The sequence below is a fragment of the Streptococcus intermedius SK54 = ATCC 27335 genome (assembly GCF_000413475.1).
GTDB lineage: Bacteria > Bacillota > Bacilli > Lactobacillales > Streptococcaceae > Streptococcus > Streptococcus intermedius.
Genome location: NZ_ATFK01000002.1, coordinates 238,797 through 258,133, shown reverse-complemented (window position 1 = coordinate 258,133; position 19,337 = coordinate 238,797). Strand labels below are relative to the sequence as shown.

Here is a 19,337-nt window from a genome sequence, read left to right as displayed (position 1 = left end):
GCTAGCTTAAAATGCCCCTGGTCATAATGGGAATGACAGATAGCACAGTTACTAAAGCGCACCTTGGGGTCACCGAAAGCCAGAGTATCCTTCCTGCCAGCATGCAGATGTTGTAAGAGAACCTCAATGGCATGCGTCTTGGTAATATCTTTGACTCCCAAATCACCAAAAAGAGCATGCTTGCCCTTGCCTCCCCAAGTACCTATCTTAAGCACAGGAAAAGCTGACTTAGAGTCTAGATGACCTTGGTAGTTTCTGAGAATAAAGCTGACTTTGTTCAGGTCATCCCGATAGAGCTCCCCACCATAAACCAAGCCCTGAAGGGCTTCTTCTGCCTCCATTGAAATCCTCACAAATATTGGTACTATTCTATGAAAGATCTTTCTCACTAGAAATAACAAGAAAAGCTTTATTAACAATTGATAATCAAAAAGTGATTAGAATGATTTCTAATCACTTTCCGCCCAGCATAACTATTTTCTTGTATTATCAAGTTCGTACTTTTTCTTGTAAAAAGCACAACACTACTTTTCTCCTTTCATCCATTGGAGTAACTCTTCATCTGAATCACCACTATACATTTCAAAATGATTATCTGAGTCTATCCTTAATAAGGTCGGAACGCCCTCGATTTGATACTTCTTTCCAACTTCTTTGAGTTTGGCATCAGTAGAAGCCTTCTCTGAGTCTAAATAATAAATCTTAAGCTTCAAATCTTGCGCAGTCTTTTTTAAAATCGGGACAAACTCTTGACAATGTGGACAAGTTTTTTTCCCAACATATAGAAATAGTGGTGTTTTTATTTTATTTTCTAGAATATCCTTTGCAGTAATTTTAACAAAATCTTGGGTATTTTTTTCATATTCTAAAATCTGAGTCTGCTCACCACTTTGCTGAACGTTCTCAATTGATCGATTCGATTCTGAAGAATGCCTTCCTGATGTCATCAGTTTTACACCATAAATCAAACAGCCAATTGTTGCGACGAGCAACAATACAACAGTCACTATTTTTTTATAACCTATATGTCTAGTTTTCACTTGTTCCTCCGAATGCACAATTAGGATCTGCTAAAATTCTATTTGGGGCTGCTAAAACTGGATCATCTGTTACCATCAGCAAAAATGTACTTTGATCCAATGGCCAGAGTGCTATTCCGAAATTCGGATATCTTTCTCCAGCCAATCCTTGAATCATTCGATGTAAGCGACCTTTTCGCACATCATTTATAGTTACTTTTCGGGCAACAAAATTCATTGCTTGCTTTGTGAAAGGATTTTCTACAGTAAAAGGAAGTTTTTTCCAGTCAAATGTGTATTGTTTAATATTTTCAGGATCTGAAAATTTTCTTTTATATTCTTTCTTCATGCAAGTCATATGAATGTGCAAGCGATCCTGTGTCCGAGATTGGGTTGCATTGACTGAAAATAAGTAATCCCTGTCTTCTAAACTCACTCTTTGACCTAGCCGTTTTGCGAGCTTTTTATTCATCAAGAAGCGATTTTCCCACGCTAAATTGAAATAACTTGGCGTTCTGCGACTGAACAAAATACTATCTTCTACACCGTGAATATTATCATTAGGTAAGAATAGTAATTTAGCAAGTCCATCTCTAGAGTTTAAAATGGTATAGTTGGTATCTTTACGCACAGATACTTTTGAGCAAAATCTCGGCCAAGACTGATGATTTTTTTCCGCATACACACATTTATTAACTAGTTTTACCAGCTTATATTTAACTTTTTGAGGTGGAATGAGCGAATTTTCTGATGCTAGTACACTTACACTAGAAAACAGAACTACAAGTCCTATAAAAGTTTTAAATAAGCGTTTCTTCATATAATAATTTCCTATCTCTAAAAATATTTTAACGAACTATCCCTTTGGCAATTAAATCAGGGTGTTGGTGTTCTTTTTTTACGTTAATTTGTGCTTCATCATATGAATCATTTGGTAATTTGATAGCAGAAACTGGAACAAAGAAACCTGTTTTATCATAATAGTCTTTCTGCATTCTTTGTGCTGCTCCAAGGGATTCTTTTGTTTTGTTAGCATCTTCAGTTTCAATAAAGAAGAAACTCATAAACGGAACTTTCTTAACATCCAATCCCTGATCCTCTGCTGGCCAGCCACTTGTGATAATTTCAGAATGTCTAAATGTTCCTGTAACATTTTGGAAATATCTAGTTGCTCGCATGGAAATGAATGAATTATGAGCAGCATACCGTTTGTTTCTCAAATCAAAACCACATTGTTCTTGATAGAACAATTTGCTGTGACTTTTATTATAGTGTCTTTTCCATTTGTAGAAAGTTTTTACATCAATAAGATGACATCTTTCGGAAAAATCTGTATTTACCTTCTCAATCCCTTTAGGATCTTTTAAAACAACTTTATTTGTTTTTCCACAGCCATATTCATCTCGATAATCAGTATAGCCATCGATTGGAAATTGACACAAGGCACGCAGAGAAATTTGCTTGTTAGGTTTTTGAGGCATTCTACTTGTTGGATAAGCAATGAAGCCTGCAGTATAAGTGAATGGGAAGCGTTTAAAACCTAAGTCTTTCCTTAAATATGTGAAAGAAAGAACGTTCCCTCTTTGTTTTGCTTTCGGAGATACTGACCAAGGTACATAGTACGTTCCGCCTGGTGTATATAGCCCTCTCATCAATAGGCCAGAGCATTCGTACGCTGCTTGATTATAAGCACATTCTCTTCGCGTATCCTGATATTGCCTGTTCAACTGTGATTCTAATTCTGCAATCGTACGGTAACTTCTGCCAGCATAAGGATCTTTAGATTTTTCCTCTGAACCAGGTTCTTTTAGCCACTGTCCCTTCTCTTCATCATTATATGGAAAAGCTCTATAAGGCGTCAGGTCTTTTGCGAGCTCTAGACCATCTTCATTGATTTCTGCGGAGACAGTAAAACTGCTAAAGCTTAGCAAGCTCATACTCATCATACCAAATATCAGCAGATATTTCAGACATTTTAAATTTTCACGTTTCATTATTAAGCCCTCTCTAATTGATAACAATAACTTAAACTTTTCATTATAGAATAGACGCAGTTTGTATATATTTTATTAGACATTATTATATCTTACTTAATTTACACCTCCCTTTTTTCTTTACTTTGCTAATCAAATTTTCTGTCTAACTCATCTATTCCTCCCTTCAAAAAAAATAATTTGTCAAATGATAATTTACTTTAATCTAAAAATAGGGGAATAACACTCTTATCAAAGCAAATAATATCCCTAAGCTCAAATAAGTTTCTATTATAAAATGATTAGCTTTTGTCATTTATCTATTTTATTATACCTCTAAATATTATAATTGTAAACGTTTTTCCTATGGTTTTATCCGAAATTATAATATTATTATATAAAAAACAAAAACCACTAAAATGAATCTGACATCAAAATCAACTCTTGAGGTTCGAGGAGGATTATTTCAAGTGTTGTCTAGCTGCTTTGGCTGCTTCTATTAAGCGCACCAAGCTAGCCTTGGTTTCTGGAATACCACGAGTTTTAAGACCACAGTCAGGATTGATCCAAACTTTCTTGCTTGGTACTTTATCCAAAATGGCTTCAATCGTATGGTCAATTTCCCCTTCATTTGGCACGCGCGGTGAGTGGATATCGTAAACTCCAGGCCCCACTTCTGTCTGGAAGTTCTTAGCCTTGAGCTCGTCCAGAATTTCCAAGTTAGAGCGGCTTGCTTCAAAGGAAATCACGTCGGCATCCATGTTGTCGATAGCTGGGATAATATCAGTAAATTCTGAGTAACACATGTGAGTGTGGATTTGCGTGTCTGGAGCGACTGTTGAATGTACCAAACGAAAGGCTGGAATTGCCCAGTCCAGATAGTCTTCATACCAGTCGCTACGACGGAGTGGCAATTTTTCACGAAGAGCAGCCTCGTCGATTTGGATGACCTTCACGCCTGCAGCTTCAAGGTCAAGCACTTCATCCTTGATTGCAAGGGCGATTTGAAAAGTAGAATCCTTAATAGAGATGTCTTCACGCGGGAAGGACCAGTTGAGGATAGTTACAGGACCAGTCAGCATACCTTTGACAGGTTTGTCTGTACGGCTTTGGGCGTAGCTAGACCATTTGACAGTGATTGGGTTGAGACGGGTTACATCACCCCAGATGATTGGTGGCTTCACCCCACGCATACCGTATGATTGTACCCAACCATTCTTAGAGAAGAGGTAACCAGACAGGTTTTGACCGAAGTACTCAACCATGTCATTACGCTCAAACTCACCGTGAACCAGCACGTCAAAGCCGACTTCTTCTTGCCACTTGATCCAGTCATCGATTTGCTCAGCCAAGAACTTATCATAGTCTTCTGCTGATAGCTCACCCTTACGGAAGGCCAAGCGTTTGACACGGACTTCTTCGGTTTGAGGGAAGGAGCCAATTGTCGTAGTTGGCAACGGTGGCAGATTGAGTGTCTTGTGCTGGATTTCCTCACGCTCTGCAAAGGCTGGCAGGCGAGTGTAGTCAGCGTCTGTCAAACCAGCAATCCGCGCACGAAGTTCTGCATTTTCACCCACACGTTCAGTCGCAAAGAGTTCTTTGTTAGCAGCAAGTGCTTCTGCACCACCGCCATTGCGAATAACAACCAAGTCACGGATTTCATCCAATTTTTCTACTGCAAAGGCAAAGTGGTTCAAGATTGCTGGTTCAAATTCTTCATTAGCTGTTGTAAATGGCACATGGAGCAGCGAACATGAGCTTGTTAAAACAAGATTTTCAGCTGAGATTTGCTCAAGCACTGCCAAGCTCTTTTCGTAGTTATTGCGCCAGATGTTCTTGCCATTGACAATCCCTGCATAAAGAGTCTTATCAGCTGGGAAGCCACCTTTAACAAGTTCAAGAGTTTTCTTACCTTCAACGAAGTCAAGACCGATGGCATCAACTGGCAAGTTCACAAGGTCAGAGTAGACGTCACGAACGTCACCAAAGTAAGTTTGAAGCAAGACTTCAAGACCTTTCTTGTCAGCCAAGAGTTTGTTGTAGAGGTTCAAGAAGAGAGCTTTTTCTTCAGCTGACAGATCCTTGACCAGACTTGGCTCATCCAGCTGGATGCGCTCCGCACCCAGCTCTGCTAATTTCGCAAAGACTTCTTGATAAGCTGCCATCAAGGCATCTACAAAGTCAGCTGGTGCCATACCATCTTCAAAGTCAGATACTTGCAGGAGAGTGAATGGGCCGACCACAACAGGACGGGTTACTAAGCCTAGCTCTTTAGCTTCTGCAAATTCGTCAAAAATCTTGTGGCCTGCAAGTTTTACTTGAGTTTCTTTTTCAAATTTAGGAACGATGTAGTGGTAGTTAGTGTTGAACCATTTCTTCATCGGAAGAGCACGGACATCCCCTTTCTCGCCCTGATAGCCACGAGCCAAGGCAAAATAACGCTCCAAGTCAGTCAATTCTAACCCTTGCACAGATGACGGTACTACGTTAAAGAGAAAAGCTGCATCTAGCACATTGTCATAATGTGAAAAGTCATTTGACGGAATCTCTGAAATTCCTTTTTCCTTAACAATATTCCAGTGCTTAGCGCGCAGTTCTTTGGCCGCAGCCAGAAGCTCTTCTGCTGAGATTTCATGTCTAAAGTATTTTTCAGTTGTAAATTTCAATTCGCGGAATTCACCCAAACGCGGAAAACCAATGATAGTCGTTGACATAAACGTCCTCCAAAATTTTTCTTGATTTTATCTTATCAGAAAATCGTCTCTCTGCATAATTAGAATTTATATGGGGTGTTATAATGATAAACTATAGCAAACTTGCTTAAACTTATTACAGGTTACTTTTACAGTATATCATTTAACATTTTATAGCGTTTCAAGTGATAACGCTCTCCAAACCGAAACCTTTAGAATCCTTTTCTTGCTATTTTTGAGAATAGATGTTAGAATAACAACATAATAAAAAACAAAGAACATTTGGGGTGCTGAGGCTGAGATTATACCCATTGAACCTGATGCAGTTAATGCTGCCGCAGGGAAATGTATAAAAAAGACCAAAACGTTCTAATCATTTGTGTGATTAGATTTTATTTTGTTGTGCCAAAACTCCTCATCTGCTTTGTTAGAAGGAGTTTTTTTATGTTTCAAAAATGGAGTTTACGAGATGTTATCCTCTTAGCTCTTTTAGCTGTTTTATTCGGAGGAATCTTTGTCGGTTCCGGTTTCCTTTATAACATTTTAACAGCTATTTTAGCACCGGCAGGCTTAAAGCCATTTGCTAATGAAGTTTTATTTGGGCTCTGGTGTATGGCGGCTCCTATATCATCTATGCTTATTCGTAAAGCGGGCAGCGCTACGATTGGAGAAGTATTTGCAGCCCTCGCTGAAGTTCTGTACGGGAGCCAATTTGGCCTGAGTACTTTGATTTCTGGACTCATTCAAGGATTCGGGAGTGAACTTGGTTTTGCAGCAACACGATACAAACGCTATGATTGGCTATCATTGATCTATAGTACCATAGGGGCGACCTGTTTGAGCTTTGCCTATGAATATTTTAAAATTGGTTATTATGCTTTCAAACCTGAGTTTGTTTTAGCATTGTTTGTTGTTCGCTTTCTTTCGGTATTCTTCTTCTGTGCTGTTCTGGTTAAAATCATTATGAATCTTTACAACAAGATTAACCAATCCGCTGGTAAATAATATGGGATTAACATTAGAGCATATTTATCTTAGAGATGTCTTTGAAGACTTAACCTTTACCTTTGAAACAGGAAAAATGACACTCTTGATTGGTGATACCGGTGCTGGCAAATCAACCCTTTTCCGGATTTTAACAAATTTCAATGAATTAGACTTTGCTGGAGAGGTAAAGTTAGGTCATACATTGCTGTCTCACTTACCGATTCATGAACGAGTTACCTATCTTAGTATGATGTTTCAAAATCCAAGCCGTCAATTTACCATGACAACCCTTTATGAGGAATTGATTTTTACCTTGGAAAATCTCCAAACGCCTGCTGAACAGATTGATGCAAAAATCAAGTATGCTATCACTCTTGGGAAAGTAGAACACCTGCTCCATCGTAATTTTCTGACCTTATCTGGCGGAGAAAAACAACAAGTTTCTCTAGCCGTTCTGCTAGCTATGGATTCACAAATTATTTTGTTAGATGAACCCTTTGCTTCTGTCGATCAAGTAGCACGCAAACGCTTGATTCATTTATTAGCAGATTTGACAAAAATGGGGAAGACTGTTATTTTATGTGACCATGATCGTAGCCTCTATGCTGACTATGTCGACTGCCTTGTTGAATTAAAAAATGGGAAACTTTTTAAACAAGATGTAGCTCTTTTAAAAAAGGCTCCTCCAAGTTATCAGTTGGTATGCGAACATACTCAGCAAAGCCCTTTCTTACAGCTGCAACATGTCTCCTGCCAATTTGACCAAAATACACTTTTTACGATTGAAGACTTTGCTTTTCAGAAAGGTATTACGACTCTCATCGGGGCCAATGGCACTGGTAAATCAACTCTCTTTCGTGCCATTTTGCAATTGCAAAAATACAAAGGCAGCATGCGCTATCAGGGTCGAAAAATTAAGAAGAACAAGAAGTTATATCGCCATATTACTGCCGTTGTTCAAGATGCTGAAAAGCAATTCATTCGGACGACCCCCGCAGAGGAATTAAACCTGCCCTCTCTTTCCAGTGAAAACCAATCAAAGACACAAGAAGCCTTAACTTTGTTTGGTTTAGACAGGAAAATGGATTCTAGTCTTTTCCACTTGAGTGGTGGGCAAAAAAAAATCATTCAATTATTATCTATCCTGACCTTGGAAACCCCTGTCATACTCATGGACGAACCATTTACTGGGTTAGATAAAAAGGCCTGTGATTTTTTTGCCAATTGGATTAAAGACAAGGCTGCTCAGCAAAGCTTTATAATTATTTCTCATCGTTTGGAGCCCTTGGACGGCATTAGTGATCATTTGGTAGAGCTGACGTCCGACGGGCTGACAGAAAGAAGGTCGCTATGAAAAAAGAAGAAACAAATGTCTTCGCCCTTGTGCTCCTTCTCATTGCCTTGACATTAGAAATTTCCTTTATCCAATCAACGTGGCTCAACTGTGCGATTGTCGCAGGAGTACTCTCCCACCTCATTTACCTAAGGAAATGGTGGGGCATTTTCTGGACACTGCTCTTACCTTTGCTACCAGCACTAGCAAATTACTGGGCTATTCAACTTCATGGAGATAATAGTCAAGCAATGATACTGTTTACCCGATCTTTTGCTTTAGCAGCTTTGGGAATGACCTTTTTATATAGCGTTCATCTCAATCAGCTCTTGCGCTATTGGCAACAAAAAGGCCTTCCAAGTCACTTCACCTATGGACTGCTCGTTGTACTAAACGCCATTCCAGTCATTCAAAAAGAAATCCAAGCTGTCCGAGAAGCGAGTCTCCTGCGAGGAAAAACACTTCATTTCTGGTCACCACTCTTTTATATCAAAGCTATTTTTATCGCTTTTAATTGGCGAGATTCTTACATAGAAGCTATGTACGCCCACGGATTTGATGAAACAATCAAGCGAAGTTGTTACCGACAATTGGAAACACCCAAAAGTGCAAGTCTTACTTGCTTCTTGATTTTCCTCCTTATCAATTTGACCCTTTTGATCCCAAGATAGAACTCGACACAAAAAATACTGTGGAATTTTTCACAGTATTTTTTATGTTTTTGTTCTTGCCAATCTTTCTACTCAATTTCCACACAAAAAGCATCCCAGCCTTGTAATTTATGGGTTTGAAGTATCTTAGTTACATCTGTGTTAGCAATCAAAACTTCCTTTACAGTATTTTCCAAGACAAAACTTTGCTCTTCATTTGAGAAGTTCATCACGACCAGATATTTCTTTGTTGTCGTTTCTCGTAAATAAGCAAACACCTTATCAGCCGTTTCAAGTAGTTTAAAATCTGCTGTCACCAACCAATCATTGCTCTTTCTCAATTGAATCAATTGTTGATAAGTATAGAAAATAGAATTCGGATTTTCCAAAGCTGCTTCAACATTGACTCTTGGATAATTAGGATTGACAGCCAGCCACGGTTGACCAGTTGAAAAACCAGCATGCTGATGGGCATTCCACTGCATAGGCGTGCGAGCATTGTCCCGCCCAATCGTACGAATACTGCCCATAATATCATCGAGCGGCACACCCTTATCAAGGGCTTCGCGGGCATAGTTGAGAGATTCAATGTCTTCAACATCTTCTAAGTTCTTGAAAGGATAATTGGTCATACCAATTTCTTCCCCTTGATAAATGTAAGGAGTCCCACGCATCAGATGAAGGAGAATTGCTAAAGCTTTCGCTGACTTTTCGCGGTATTTCGTATCATTTCCCCATATGGAGACAACGCGCGGAAGGTCATGGTTATTCCAAAAGAGCGAATTCCAACCTTCCTCTACACCTAGTTCATTTTGCCATTTGGTAAAAATTTCTTTTAATTTTGGTACGTCCAATTCATCTGCTACATCCCATTTTGGTTGATTCGGCTTATGTTGAAGACCAATGTGCTCGAATTGGAAAACCATAGATAATTCATGATTCTTTGGGTCTGAATACTGTTTTGCAATGTCAGGAGTTGCTCCCCAAGTTTCACCAACTGTCAATAAATCCTTATCCCCAAAAGTCGCACGGTTCATTTCCTGCAAGTAAGGATGCAGCATTGGACCATTATTGACAATTTTCTGGTCAGGTACCTTTCCAATCATATCAATCACATCCATGCGAAAGCCACCAATTCCTTTGTCAATCCAGAAATTCATCATCTTGTAAATTTTTTGACGTAGAGTTTCATTTTCCCAATTAAGATCCGGTTGTTTTGTGCTAAAGAAATGTAGATAATATTGACCAGCTTTTTTATCATATTGCCAAGCAGAACCGCCAAAAATAGAGTCTAAATCATTTGGTTTGTCTCGCCAGATATAATAACTGTGCTCTGGACTATCTGGATGTTCTCGCGCCTCTACAAACCAAGCGTGCTCGTCAGAAGTATGATTGACCACCAAGTCCATAATGATTTTAATATCGCGCTTCTCTCCTTCTGCGATCAGTTCTTCCATATCCTCCATAGAGCCAAAAATATCTGCAATTGCTTCGTAATCAGCAATATCATAACCGTTATCGTCCATCGGACTCTTATAAACCGGAGAAAGCCAAATAGCGGTAATTCCAAGTTTCTTCAAGTAATCCAATTTACTTGTAATTCCTTGTAAATCACCAATTCCATCTCCATTGCTATCCATAAAACTTTTTGGATAAATCTGATAAATTACGGCATCATGCCACCATTTTCTTTGCATTGTGCATCTCACTTTCATCTTTTTCACCTTCCATACTATATAATTTTTCACTTCTTTGCAAGCGTTTGCGTTATATTTTAGTCTTCTTTTTACACGTAAAAAGTTTAACTCTGTAAATTTTAGAAATATTTGAGAATTACTTGAGACTTATTTGACAAGCATTTTGTATACTAATCCTTGAAGAGAGGAGAAACTCTACGATAGAAAAAATGGAGGTCACATTATGGAAACTATTTTGAATGTGAAACACATCAGTAAGAGATTTGGTCAACAGCTGGCTCTAGATGATGTTAGTCTTACTGTGAAACAAGGAGAAATTTACGGTCTAATTGGGAAAAATGGAGCTGGTAAGACAACACTCATCAAAGTGATTACCCAGCTGATTCAGCCAAATAGTGGTACGATTGCTCTCTTTGGTTCTTCCACCAAATCTGAATGGACACATGCACTCAAGCGAGTCGGTTCTGTCATTGAATCTCCAGCGGCTTATGCCCACCTGACCGCTTATGAAAATTTAAACTATTGCTGCAAAATACGACATATTCCCAATGCAAATAAGGTTATTCAAGAAACTCTCTCTTATGTCGGCCTAACCAATACTGGTAAGAAAAAGTTTCGAGATTTTTCTCTTGGAATGAAACAGCGCTTAGGTATCGCTATTGCACTTCTATCAAAACCAGATTTGATGATTTTAGATGAACCAATCAACGGACTTGATCCTGTCGGAATCAAAGAATTCCGACAACTAGTGCAGCAGCTCAATGACGAATTGGATATGACTTTCATTATCTCTAGCCATATTTTAAGTGAACTTTATTTAGTTGCTACAAAATTCGGAATCATCGAAAATGGGAAACTCATCAAAGAAATTACTAAAGCAGAGTTTGAAGAAGAAAGTGAAGATTATATTGTTTTGAAAACAAATAATCTCGCCAAGGCAAGCAACATACTCCACGATCATCTGGGCTACCGTCTGAAAGTCGTGAATGCAACAGATGAGATACACATTTTTACTCATTCGCATGAGATTAACACTATCATTCAAGAATTAGGAAAGATGAATATTGCTATCAACGAAATCTACTATGCGCGCCAAGACTTAGAAAAATACTTTACAGATTTGGTAAAATAGAGGGAGGTTTATCATGATTCATACTATTCAAGCAGACTTTTATCGTTTCTTTCGCTCAAAGGGTTTTTGGATTACGGAGTTCTTCTTTATCATCACACTATTATCTGGTGTGCTCTATGGTGTTATGGGGAATGTAGGAGTACATACAGACACAAAAGCTTTAAACGCATTGGAGAAGAAGAGTGGTTGGACTGGTTTTGAAGCTATCACTAAAACTTCTGGTAATTTTAGTAATACTATTATTTTTATTATCATCCTTGTTGTTTTATTAATTGGAATTGATCTTACTCAAAAATTATATAAAAATTCTATTACTAGCGGTATCTCACGAACAGAATTCTATTTATCTAAATTCTTTGTTCTAGCTAGTCTTATCGTGTTTCAAATGATTTTAACCTATTCTGCATTTATTCCAGCTGCACTCATCAATGGCATTGGAACAGCACCAAAACATTTCCTTTCGAATTTTCTCATTATGATTGGCGTCCAATTTATCTGTGCCTTTGCTTGGGTTAGTCTTGTTTCATTCACATTATATGCTACTAACTCTATTATAGCTGCTATTTTCACCTATTTTGTCGGCGTTTCCTTGCTAAGCCTGCCAACTATCTTTTATCCAGATGTTGATTGGTTGAAATACTTGGACATGCAATTCTATTTTGACATGGTCTCTAAGCAAGATATGGTCTTCAAAACCATAACAATTGCCCTTCTCATCACACTTTTCTTTGCATTTAGTGGTTTACAAGTATTTAAAAGAAAAGATTTATAGCATACAAAAAGGCTGGGAAAAAGATCCTAGCCTCGTTTTATTATGATCGAAAGTTCTTAACATGGTCACTGATTGCTCAACAGCCAATGGCTGTCGAGGTTGCAAATTAGGCTTTCGAAGCAAGTTACTTTCATTTTTTAGTTGTCTTTTCGATTCCCAAAAATTTATTTAACAAAAACTTCGTTTTCTTCATCCATCACTTCACAAGGCTGGGACTATTTAAAAGGTCTGGGAGACCTTTTAAGCCTGAACCTAGAAACAAGAGAGCAAAGCTAAAAATAGTCAATTTTTAGTTCTGCCCCACCGCCTTTCTGTATCAAGCCCTTACAAACGAATAAGCAACTCAAACCATACATCCTCTGCCTTCATTTCTAGCTGCCCTTGCAGGATTTCCACCAACTGCTGGGTGATATAAAGCCCTAAGCCAGAGGATTCTTCTGCATTTGAGAGATTCTCAGAATAAAAACGGTTGGTTAATTTTTCCAAATATTGAATGGGTTGGCGAACAACGTTTTTTACGCTTAAAAGAATAGATCTATCTGTACGTGTCAAAGATATCTGAGCTGTTTCTTTACCATGCTTGAGGACATTACTTAACATATTTTGGACAATTCGTTCCAAAATTTCTGGATCTGTCTCTAGCACTAACCCTTCTTGCAAATTCACCTGTAAGTCAATTCCTTCTTCTTGAAAAGCATCATAAAAAGAAAGCATTTGGTTCGTTATCAGTTTGGAAATATCTATTTGTCGAAACTGCGGTCGAACAGCCCCTTCCATAAGTCGGCGATATTCCATAAGGGCTTCCAAACGATTGGAAACAACAGATAGATTGGTCGCAATTTTCAATAATTGTTCATTCTCTTCTTTTCCCTTCATAAGCTGTTGGGTATAACCGCTAGCGATGGTCAAGGGTGTGCGAATATCGTGAGCAATATTGCTAATAGCCATATCCAAAGTTTTCTTCTCCTGGCGAGCAATAAAACGTGTTTGTTCTACTTCTTGAAAGAGTTTTTCCACTTCATTTGCCACCTCAATCATTGTTTGACCATGATATTGAGGTGTTAAGCGTATCTGACTACCAGTTTCTCGTTTCTCACGAATCTGTTGTGAAAGATTACGGACTGCAATATGATAACGCAATAGCAAGAGTCCAAGCAGACTGATTAATGCAACTAGTATCCAAACCAGCATTCTTAGTCCTCCTTAATTCTCACACCTAAGCCCCAGATTGTTTCAATGTATTCTTCAGTCGGATCTAGTTGGGCTAATTTTTTGCGAAGATTGCTAAGGTGAGTGTTCAGCGTATTATCTCCCGGCAAGTAGGGTTCTTCCCAAACCAATTCAAATAATTCTTCTTTTGTGTAAATTTTCTTAGGATGACAAAGCAACGTTTGCAAGATTTGATACTCTTTTCTCCCTAAACGAACTCGATTGTCTCCCTTAACTACTTCAAATGTATCTGGTAAAAGGCGGATATTTTTAACTCGTTGTATCTCATCTATTTGATCTCGTGAAAAGTGGCTTCGCAGCTGCACCGTCACACGTGCAAAAACTTCATCCAGATTGAATGGTTTAACAATATAGTCATTGGCACCATTTAACAGATATTGACTGACCAGTGATTTCTCACCTAAAGCAGTCAGCATGACCACTGGAATCTGACTGCTTTTGCGAATTTCTGCTAAGACTTGATCACCATTTTTTCCCGGTAACATAATATCCAGCAGCACCAAATCAATCTTCTGCTGTGCAAATACAAGCAATCCTTCTGTTCCAGAATAAGCTGAATAGACTCTATGTTCAGCTTGAAACAAATCTTTTAAAAGTTCATGAATATCGTTATTGTCTTCTATGATTAAAATATTTGCCATATTTCTTCCATTTCTAATGAAATCTTTTATCCTTAGTGTAACAAGGAAAAAGACGGAAGTCAACGGAAAGTCAAACAGAGTCTAGGGAGAACAGTGCCTTTAACTGACACTGCTCTTGCAATAAATGCGCAACGTATCAGCGACGTTCAAGGTTATTTGTTTTTCAAATTCAAAAGAATACCTGATGAAATAAACAATATTTTGTCTATTGCAATCTCCAACAATCAACTAAAGTATTAATTATGGATGTTAAACTATACAAAATGTCTGGGTACTATTTTGCACTAGAGCCATAAAGTGATTAATATTTTCAATATTAAAAGCTGGAACACTCCAGCTTTTCTATTTCACAGATACTCCATTAGTCGCGATGACTTCCTTATACCAGTCAAAGGATTTTTTCTTGGAGCGTTTGAGTGTTCCCTTGCCTTCATTGTCTCGGTCCGCATAGATAAAGCCATAGCGCTTCTTCATCTCGCCAGTGCCAGCTGATACCAGATCATTACAGCCCCAGGCCATGTAGCCCCACAGAACCACGCCGTCTTCATTGATAGCTTCTCGCATAGCCTTTACATAGGCCTAGGCCGCCAGATAGTCAATCCGGCAATCATCAACCACATAGCCATTTTCATCTGAAGTATCCACTGCACCCAGACCGTTTCCCACGATAAACATGGGTTTTTGATAGCGATCCCAGATGGTATTTAGCGTAAGGCGCAAGCCCAGAGGATCAATCTGCCAGCCCCACTCAGACCTTTCCAAATAAGGATTCTTGAGAGAAGCAAAGATATTGCCCTCCGTCAGCTCATTGACCTTAGGAACGCCCGAAGCTACCCGACTAGAGTAGTAAGAGAAGGAAATGAAGTCCACCGTATGCTCCTTGAGCAGCTGCAGGTCTTCTTCTGTCATTTCGACAGTGATGCCCACGCACTCCCAAGTTTTCTTAGCATAGTTGGGATATTCACCACGCGCCTGCACGTCGACGAAGAAATAGTTTTTCCTGTCCCAAACCATGCAAAAAGACTAGTTTCATATGCTGTTCCTTTCAGTCACATTTATCCAGTACCGCTTCATCATGTTCCCCGTTGATTTATCCAAACGGCTATCTTCATAGACACCTCCGTTTGCAAGGATAGTACGTTCAGAACCAATATTCCAGTCTGCGCAGGTCACCAAAACCTTGTTAATGCCTAATTTCTTAGCTTCTAACAATGCTAGGCGCAGCTGCACTTTAGCGTAGCCTTTCTTACGCTCATCAGGCCGAATAGAATAACCAATGTGGCCTGAAACATTAAGCAAACCTAAACTATTTAGATGATGTCTGACATTGCAAATACCAATCATTCGCTTATCGGACTGACGAATGCAGAGAAAAACCGTTGCTGTCCATCCTTCTTCTGCTGGTTTATCCTTTGAGAGCCTGTCTAGGTAAACCAGCCAATCAGACAACTTATCAAATTTGTAAAGACCAGCTCCGCCGTACATGTGCGCACTTTTAAACGCTTCCTTATAAGCCAGTAATTCCTCTTCCCAATCAAGACTGGGACGAACTAGGATTAAGTTTTCGGTCATAATGTGCACTCGCTTTCGTTGAGTTTATTTTAATATGATTCAATTTGTAAGTAAAATCAATATTCAAAAGCTATCAATTAAAATTAATTATCATTATAACCAAATTTTATTGATTGTAATACCTTCTTCCACCATTGTTCCCGACCAATAATATAATCATCATCAACTTTTCCATTGAAGTTTTCCAAAAGACTGTATTGAAAATTTTCTTTTACATAGTTAAAACCTTTTTCTGTGACTAATTTATGGAGTTCTGTATTACCACCATGACCATTATTTACATATGAATTCCATCTACTAAGCAACATTTTATCTTTACTTGTAGCTGAACCAACATATAACTGTCCTGTTTTTTTATCTGTAATTAGATAAACAGCTTTTTGATTTTGTAAAGCAGTTAACCAATCTCTCTTCTCCAGTCTAAAAATACTTTCTAATTGAGAATATGATAAACAAATTTCATCATAACCATTAAAATCATCACCTCGCCATGGTTCTGATAGGATTTCGGAAACGATAACATCATCATAAAGACTTGCATATTTTCTCACTCTCATGCGACCTGGCTTATATTTTATGATTAAACGATCAAAATATGGTTTAAATTTTTCTACATTTTCTCCTTCATAACCTTGATCATTATATCGATTTAAATCTTTAGTCACTTTTTTTACCATAGTAACCAAATATTTATCATAGTCTACTTTTACTACATTTATCACCGTTTCTCCAACTTTAAAATGTTTCTTATCAGCATTATAGAAAATATTCCAATGGTTAACTTGTTCTTTATTAGATAGATAATAATCTTTTGTATAATTCACATCGCTTTTCCACACATGAAAATAAATTTTTACATGTGGAATTTCTTCTTCAGTAAATCCAAATATATCATTTAATTTTATATCACTCATTTCAATATCCCCAATCTATCATAATCATTCAATTTAGCTATAAAACCGTATGTTTGCTGGCGTGCCGAACCACATGAGCTGGCTGACAATAGGAATACTGTTTACAAACGAAATGCTACAACAACCCACCGCTGCTTTTTAAATTATATCCCCCTCTTCAATTCCATACTCATCTAAGATGTCTTGAATTTTGTCAAAGGCTAGGCGGAAGTGTTCGAGTTTGTGACCGTCGGAGCCGATGGAGTATTTGTGGCAGCCTAAGTTTTTGACTAGGCCTAAGGCATAGCGGTAGAGATGCTCGTGTCCATAGAGGTACATGGACTTGCTGTTGAGTTCAAAGGCTAGGTTGTGGTCGATCATCTTGTGAAAAATGCTGCGCAGCTGGGCTTCATGAGTCTTTAATTCATCAATCGTCAGGTCAAACAAGCGAAAGCCATAGTCGAAATGCGCCAGCACATCAGCTTCTACGCGCCCGATAGCGTATTCCAGCTTGTCTAGGTATTCTTGGATAATGGTCTCTTTGTCCATATCTGCCACTTCATCATCCAGATAATCATTGACCCCGTTGTGGTGGACAGAAAGTAATTTCAAATCATAGTCCTTGTCAGCTAGGAAGCTGAGAATATCCGCTTCACGGGGTTGGTAGTAGCCAATTTCAATGCCTCGCTTGATGCGGTTGCTGTATTTCACATTAAGCTCGGCTATTTCTTTAGAATAAGCCTCATAATCAGGCACATCATCCTGCTGAGTGTAGGGGTTGGACAGGTCGTAGTGCTCAGTTGTGACGATATCACCATCATAGTGAGCTAGATAGTCTTCAAAATGAGCGTCAGAATCATAGGAAAAATGGGTGTGTAAATGGTTATCGCGCATCGGTTATAAGTTGCTCCTTGTTTTTCTTCTATTTTACCAAAAAGGAGAGGGAAGAGAAAACTTATTTTCATTTGGATTAAGAGCTTTTATATAAAAGATGTCACCTTTTTAAAATGATGTATCATTTTCATCTAAAGGGAAAAACAGTCATTTTTAATGGTAAAATAGCAATCATTATATGATATCGAAAGGAGATACAATGCTATTTCAATATAACGTCAGCCCGCTTCTTGCTCTCGTGGTTCTGTATTTTTCTTTCCTCTTTCTTCTCGCTTCTCTATGATTTTTAAAATTTTTTTATTGATTATTTCTTTCGGAAATGTGATTAATTGATAAAATTCATCTTTGGTAAAATCCTTACTCTTGGTAAAGATACTTTCAAAGACTGCTCCTTTTTCATAAAGCCGTCTATCTCTTTTCTTTCATTCTTCCTGTTTCTACTGACTGATGAGCTTTTTTCTTTTGTTTTGTAACTGCTTGATTTCTTCTGCCATTAAGACTTTTTCATCTATATTTTTCATTTTTCTGTTTTCCTCTCTTTCTGTTTTTGAGCAAAGAAAAACCAGTAAACCTTTTTTGATTCACTGCTTCCTTGAATTTTAACTATATTTTTTGATCTACTAATTTTTATTTATGAATTGTCCAATAATCTTTATATGAATATCCATCATGCGTTCCTACTAAAAAATTATCCGATTTTGTAAAACCAATGCCAGATACAGCAGATATTCTTTCAATGGCGTAATTAGGAACTTTAGTAATAACTTCTTCGCAATCAAATAGTTCATAAGTTGGCGGAACTATAAGCTCCAAAATTTCTTTAATAACTTCTTCTTTTTCATATTCGCTTTTCAAATCCAATCTAAGTACGCTCATGCCATTAAACTTATCTTCTGATGTTCTATTAAACAGTTCAATAGTTCCAATTACTTTTAGTGAAATCTTATCAATAATAACCCAACGAACCATTTTGTCTGATATGATTTTAGCCAAAAATCAATAGCTTGTTTCATCTTGTCTTTTGTTGAATAGTAAAAATTATCCCCATCACAATTATCGCTGTTGAAAAAAGGCAATGAATTTTTATCACTATAAACTGCGAATAAATCTTCTACATCATCTTTATCTACAAATCGGAGTAAAAATTTTCCACTTTCAAATTTAGGAACGTTCTCATATACATTTGACATAGTTTAGCCCTCCTAACTAATATATCTCACCTTGAATTTGTTATATATTATACCATTTTTAAGCTATTTTTTCTATATCGGCTTTCTGTGGTATTTGACAGCTCCCTATAAAGTTAAAGTACACATCAACTTGTTGTTTTCTGTCTGTTCCTTTTCTTCCCTCTGTTGCTTCATGAACTACAACTTTTTCTATATAGTCATTTATCATTGGTATAATCAGTTCCTCAATATCGGTATATTTCTCTATCATTTTTAGAAATTTATCAGTGTTAACTTTTCTCTGATGACCGCTTTCTATTTCTTGTTCAAAATACTGTATTTATTTTTCTAAATCTTGTTGCTCTGTATTATCGAACATTAATAATCTATCAAAGTGTTTTACAGGAATTTTTCCAAGTGTGTGCTCTTCATATAGCTTTACAATAAGTGTTGGTAATTCGACATTTCTTGATGATAGTTTTTCTAACTTCTCTTTATCCCCTTGATACTCTTCTTCTCTTTTTTCAACATAAAAAATTTTTTAACTCTATAAACGACTAAATTAGTTCATTTGCAAGCGAGAAGAGCCCTAAAACGAGACTTTGCCTTTTAGCCCGAGATATAGTTTTAAGCTATACCTTTTTCTCTAAATTAACTATTTTTCAAAAGTGCTCAGCTTTTG

17 protein-coding genes, 4 pseudogenes and 1 riboswitch are annotated in these 19,337 nt (G+C 37.7%); of the genes and pseudogenes, 5 read left to right on the top strand and 16 right to left on the bottom strand.

All coding sequences use genetic code 11. The features are described 5' to 3' along the window. Positions 1 to 59 precede the first annotated feature (59 nt). The 5 genes and pseudogenes from HMPREF1654_RS03930 to metE form a co-directional block, all read right to left on the bottom strand. Positions 60 to 347 (bottom strand): annotated as a pseudogene (locus tag HMPREF1654_RS03930) (hydrolase); the annotation flags it as partial. A 177-nt stretch (positions 348 to 524) separates the two neighbouring features. Continuing rightward, positions 525 to 1,040 (bottom strand): DUF6568 family protein, encoded by a 516-nt coding sequence (locus HMPREF1654_RS03925; RefSeq protein WP_003077465.1) that lies wholly within the window; start codon positions 1,038 to 1,040, stop codon positions 525 to 527. Beyond that, positions 1,030 to 1,839: a CDP-diacylglycerol diphosphatase gene (locus HMPREF1654_RS03920; RefSeq protein ID WP_003077819.1), complete on the bottom strand. Its 810-nt coding sequence runs from the start codon at positions 1,837 to 1,839 to the stop codon at positions 1,030 to 1,032. Before HMPREF1654_RS03920 ends, HMPREF1654_RS03925 begins: the two co-directional genes overlap by 11 nt. A gap of 28 nt (positions 1,840 to 1,867) precedes the next feature. Beyond that, entirely contained in the window at positions 1,868 to 3,013 is a 1,146-nt protein-coding gene (locus HMPREF1654_RS03915; protein WP_003077732.1) for a hypothetical protein, read from the bottom strand. 440 nt (positions 3,014 to 3,453) lie between these two features. After that, positions 3,454 to 5,706 carry a 5-methyltetrahydropteroyltriglutamate--homocysteine S-methyltransferase gene (metE, locus tag HMPREF1654_RS03910; RefSeq protein ID WP_003077440.1) on the bottom strand — a complete coding sequence of 751 codons (2,253 nt, stop codon included), beginning with the start codon at positions 5,704 to 5,706 and terminating at the stop codon, positions 3,454 to 3,456. A gap of 252 nt (positions 5,707 to 5,958) precedes the next feature. Further along, positions 5,959 to 6,046, top strand: a riboswitch (TPP riboswitch). An 83-nt stretch (positions 6,047 to 6,129) separates the two neighbouring features. Here metE and HMPREF1654_RS03905 point away from each other — a divergent pair. From HMPREF1654_RS03905 to HMPREF1654_RS03895, 3 genes are read left to right on the top strand one after another with little or no spacing between them, the layout of a single operon-like run. Continuing rightward, on the top strand, positions 6,130 to 6,690 hold the full coding sequence (locus HMPREF1654_RS03905) for an ECF transporter S component (protein ID WP_003074546.1): 561 nt from the start codon (positions 6,130 to 6,132) through the stop codon (positions 6,688 to 6,690). A gap of 1 nt (position 6,691) precedes the next feature. Next, entirely contained in the window at positions 6,692 to 8,026 is a 1,335-nt protein-coding gene (locus HMPREF1654_RS03900) for an ATP-binding cassette domain-containing protein (RefSeq protein ID WP_003077778.1), read from the top strand. Then, positions 8,023 to 8,676, top strand: a complete 654-nt coding sequence (locus HMPREF1654_RS03895) for an energy-coupling factor transporter transmembrane component T (protein ID WP_003077836.1) — start codon at positions 8,023 to 8,025, stop codon at positions 8,674 to 8,676. The genes HMPREF1654_RS03900 and HMPREF1654_RS03895 overlap by 4 nt, the downstream gene beginning before the upstream one ends. Before the next feature lie 68 nt (positions 8,677 to 8,744). On the opposite strand, the gene HMPREF1654_RS03890 is transcribed toward HMPREF1654_RS03895, so the two are convergent. Further along, a complete protein-coding gene (locus tag HMPREF1654_RS03890) occupies positions 8,745 to 10,352 on the bottom strand; it encodes a glycoside hydrolase family 13 protein (protein WP_003077498.1) in 1,608 nt (535 codons plus the stop codon). A 223-nt stretch (positions 10,353 to 10,575) separates the two neighbouring features. On the opposite strand from HMPREF1654_RS03890, the gene HMPREF1654_RS03885 reads away from it, so the two are divergent. Beyond that, positions 10,576 to 11,484 carry an ABC transporter ATP-binding protein gene (locus HMPREF1654_RS03885; protein ID WP_003077719.1) on the top strand — a complete coding sequence of 303 codons (909 nt, stop codon included), beginning with the start codon at positions 10,576 to 10,578 and terminating at the stop codon, positions 11,482 to 11,484. Between the two features lie 13 nt (positions 11,485 to 11,497). Further along, positions 11,498 to 12,256, top strand: coding sequence for an ABC transporter permease (locus HMPREF1654_RS03880; protein WP_003077842.1), 759 nt, complete (start codon positions 11,498 to 11,500; stop codon positions 12,254 to 12,256). Positions 12,257 to 12,580: 324 nt separating this feature from the next. On the opposite strand, the gene HMPREF1654_RS03875 is transcribed toward HMPREF1654_RS03880, so the two are convergent. From HMPREF1654_RS03875 to HMPREF1654_RS09755, 10 genes and pseudogenes are all read right to left on the bottom strand, one after another. After that, positions 12,581 to 13,447 (bottom strand): sensor histidine kinase, encoded by an 867-nt coding sequence (locus HMPREF1654_RS03875; RefSeq protein ID WP_003077746.1) that lies wholly within the window; start codon positions 13,445 to 13,447, stop codon positions 12,581 to 12,583. 2 nt (positions 13,448 to 13,449) lie between these two features. After that, on the bottom strand, positions 13,450 to 14,127 hold the full coding sequence (locus HMPREF1654_RS03870) for a response regulator transcription factor (protein WP_003077611.1): 678 nt from the start codon (positions 14,125 to 14,127) through the stop codon (positions 13,450 to 13,452). A gap of 342 nt (positions 14,128 to 14,469) precedes the next feature. Then, a pseudogene (locus HMPREF1654_RS09925) lies at positions 14,470 to 15,132 on the bottom strand (family 1 glycosylhydrolase); the annotation flags it as partial. A gap of 24 nt (positions 15,133 to 15,156) precedes the next feature. Further along, entirely contained in the window at positions 15,157 to 15,699 is a 543-nt protein-coding gene (locus HMPREF1654_RS03860; RefSeq protein ID WP_003077531.1) for a GNAT family N-acetyltransferase, read from the bottom strand. Positions 15,700 to 15,782: 83 nt separating this feature from the next. Next, positions 15,783 to 16,613, bottom strand: a complete 831-nt coding sequence (locus HMPREF1654_RS03855; protein ID WP_003077458.1) for a GIY-YIG nuclease family protein — start codon at positions 16,611 to 16,613, stop codon at positions 15,783 to 15,785. Positions 16,614 to 16,751: 138 nt separating this feature from the next. Then, positions 16,752 to 17,486: a PHP domain-containing protein gene (locus HMPREF1654_RS03850; RefSeq protein ID WP_003077663.1), complete on the bottom strand. Its 735-nt coding sequence runs from the start codon at positions 17,484 to 17,486 to the stop codon at positions 16,752 to 16,754. 218 nt (positions 17,487 to 17,704) lie between these two features. After that, positions 17,705 to 18,007 (bottom strand): annotated as a pseudogene (locus HMPREF1654_RS10200) (DUF3847 domain-containing protein). Between the two features lie 106 nt (positions 18,008 to 18,113). Continuing rightward, positions 18,114 to 18,455, bottom strand: coding sequence for a hypothetical protein (locus HMPREF1654_RS10115; RefSeq protein ID WP_014829571.1), 342 nt, complete (start codon positions 18,453 to 18,455; stop codon positions 18,114 to 18,116). Continuing rightward, positions 18,419 to 18,676: a hypothetical protein gene (locus HMPREF1654_RS10110; protein ID WP_003077463.1), complete on the bottom strand. Its 258-nt coding sequence runs from the start codon at positions 18,674 to 18,676 to the stop codon at positions 18,419 to 18,421. Before HMPREF1654_RS10110 ends, HMPREF1654_RS10115 begins: the two co-directional genes overlap by 37 nt. Positions 18,677 to 18,734: 58 nt before the next feature. Next, positions 18,735 to 19,181: pseudogene (locus tag HMPREF1654_RS09755) on the bottom strand (DUF4368 domain-containing protein); the annotation flags it as partial. Between the last annotated feature and the right edge of the window lie 156 nt (positions 19,182 to 19,337).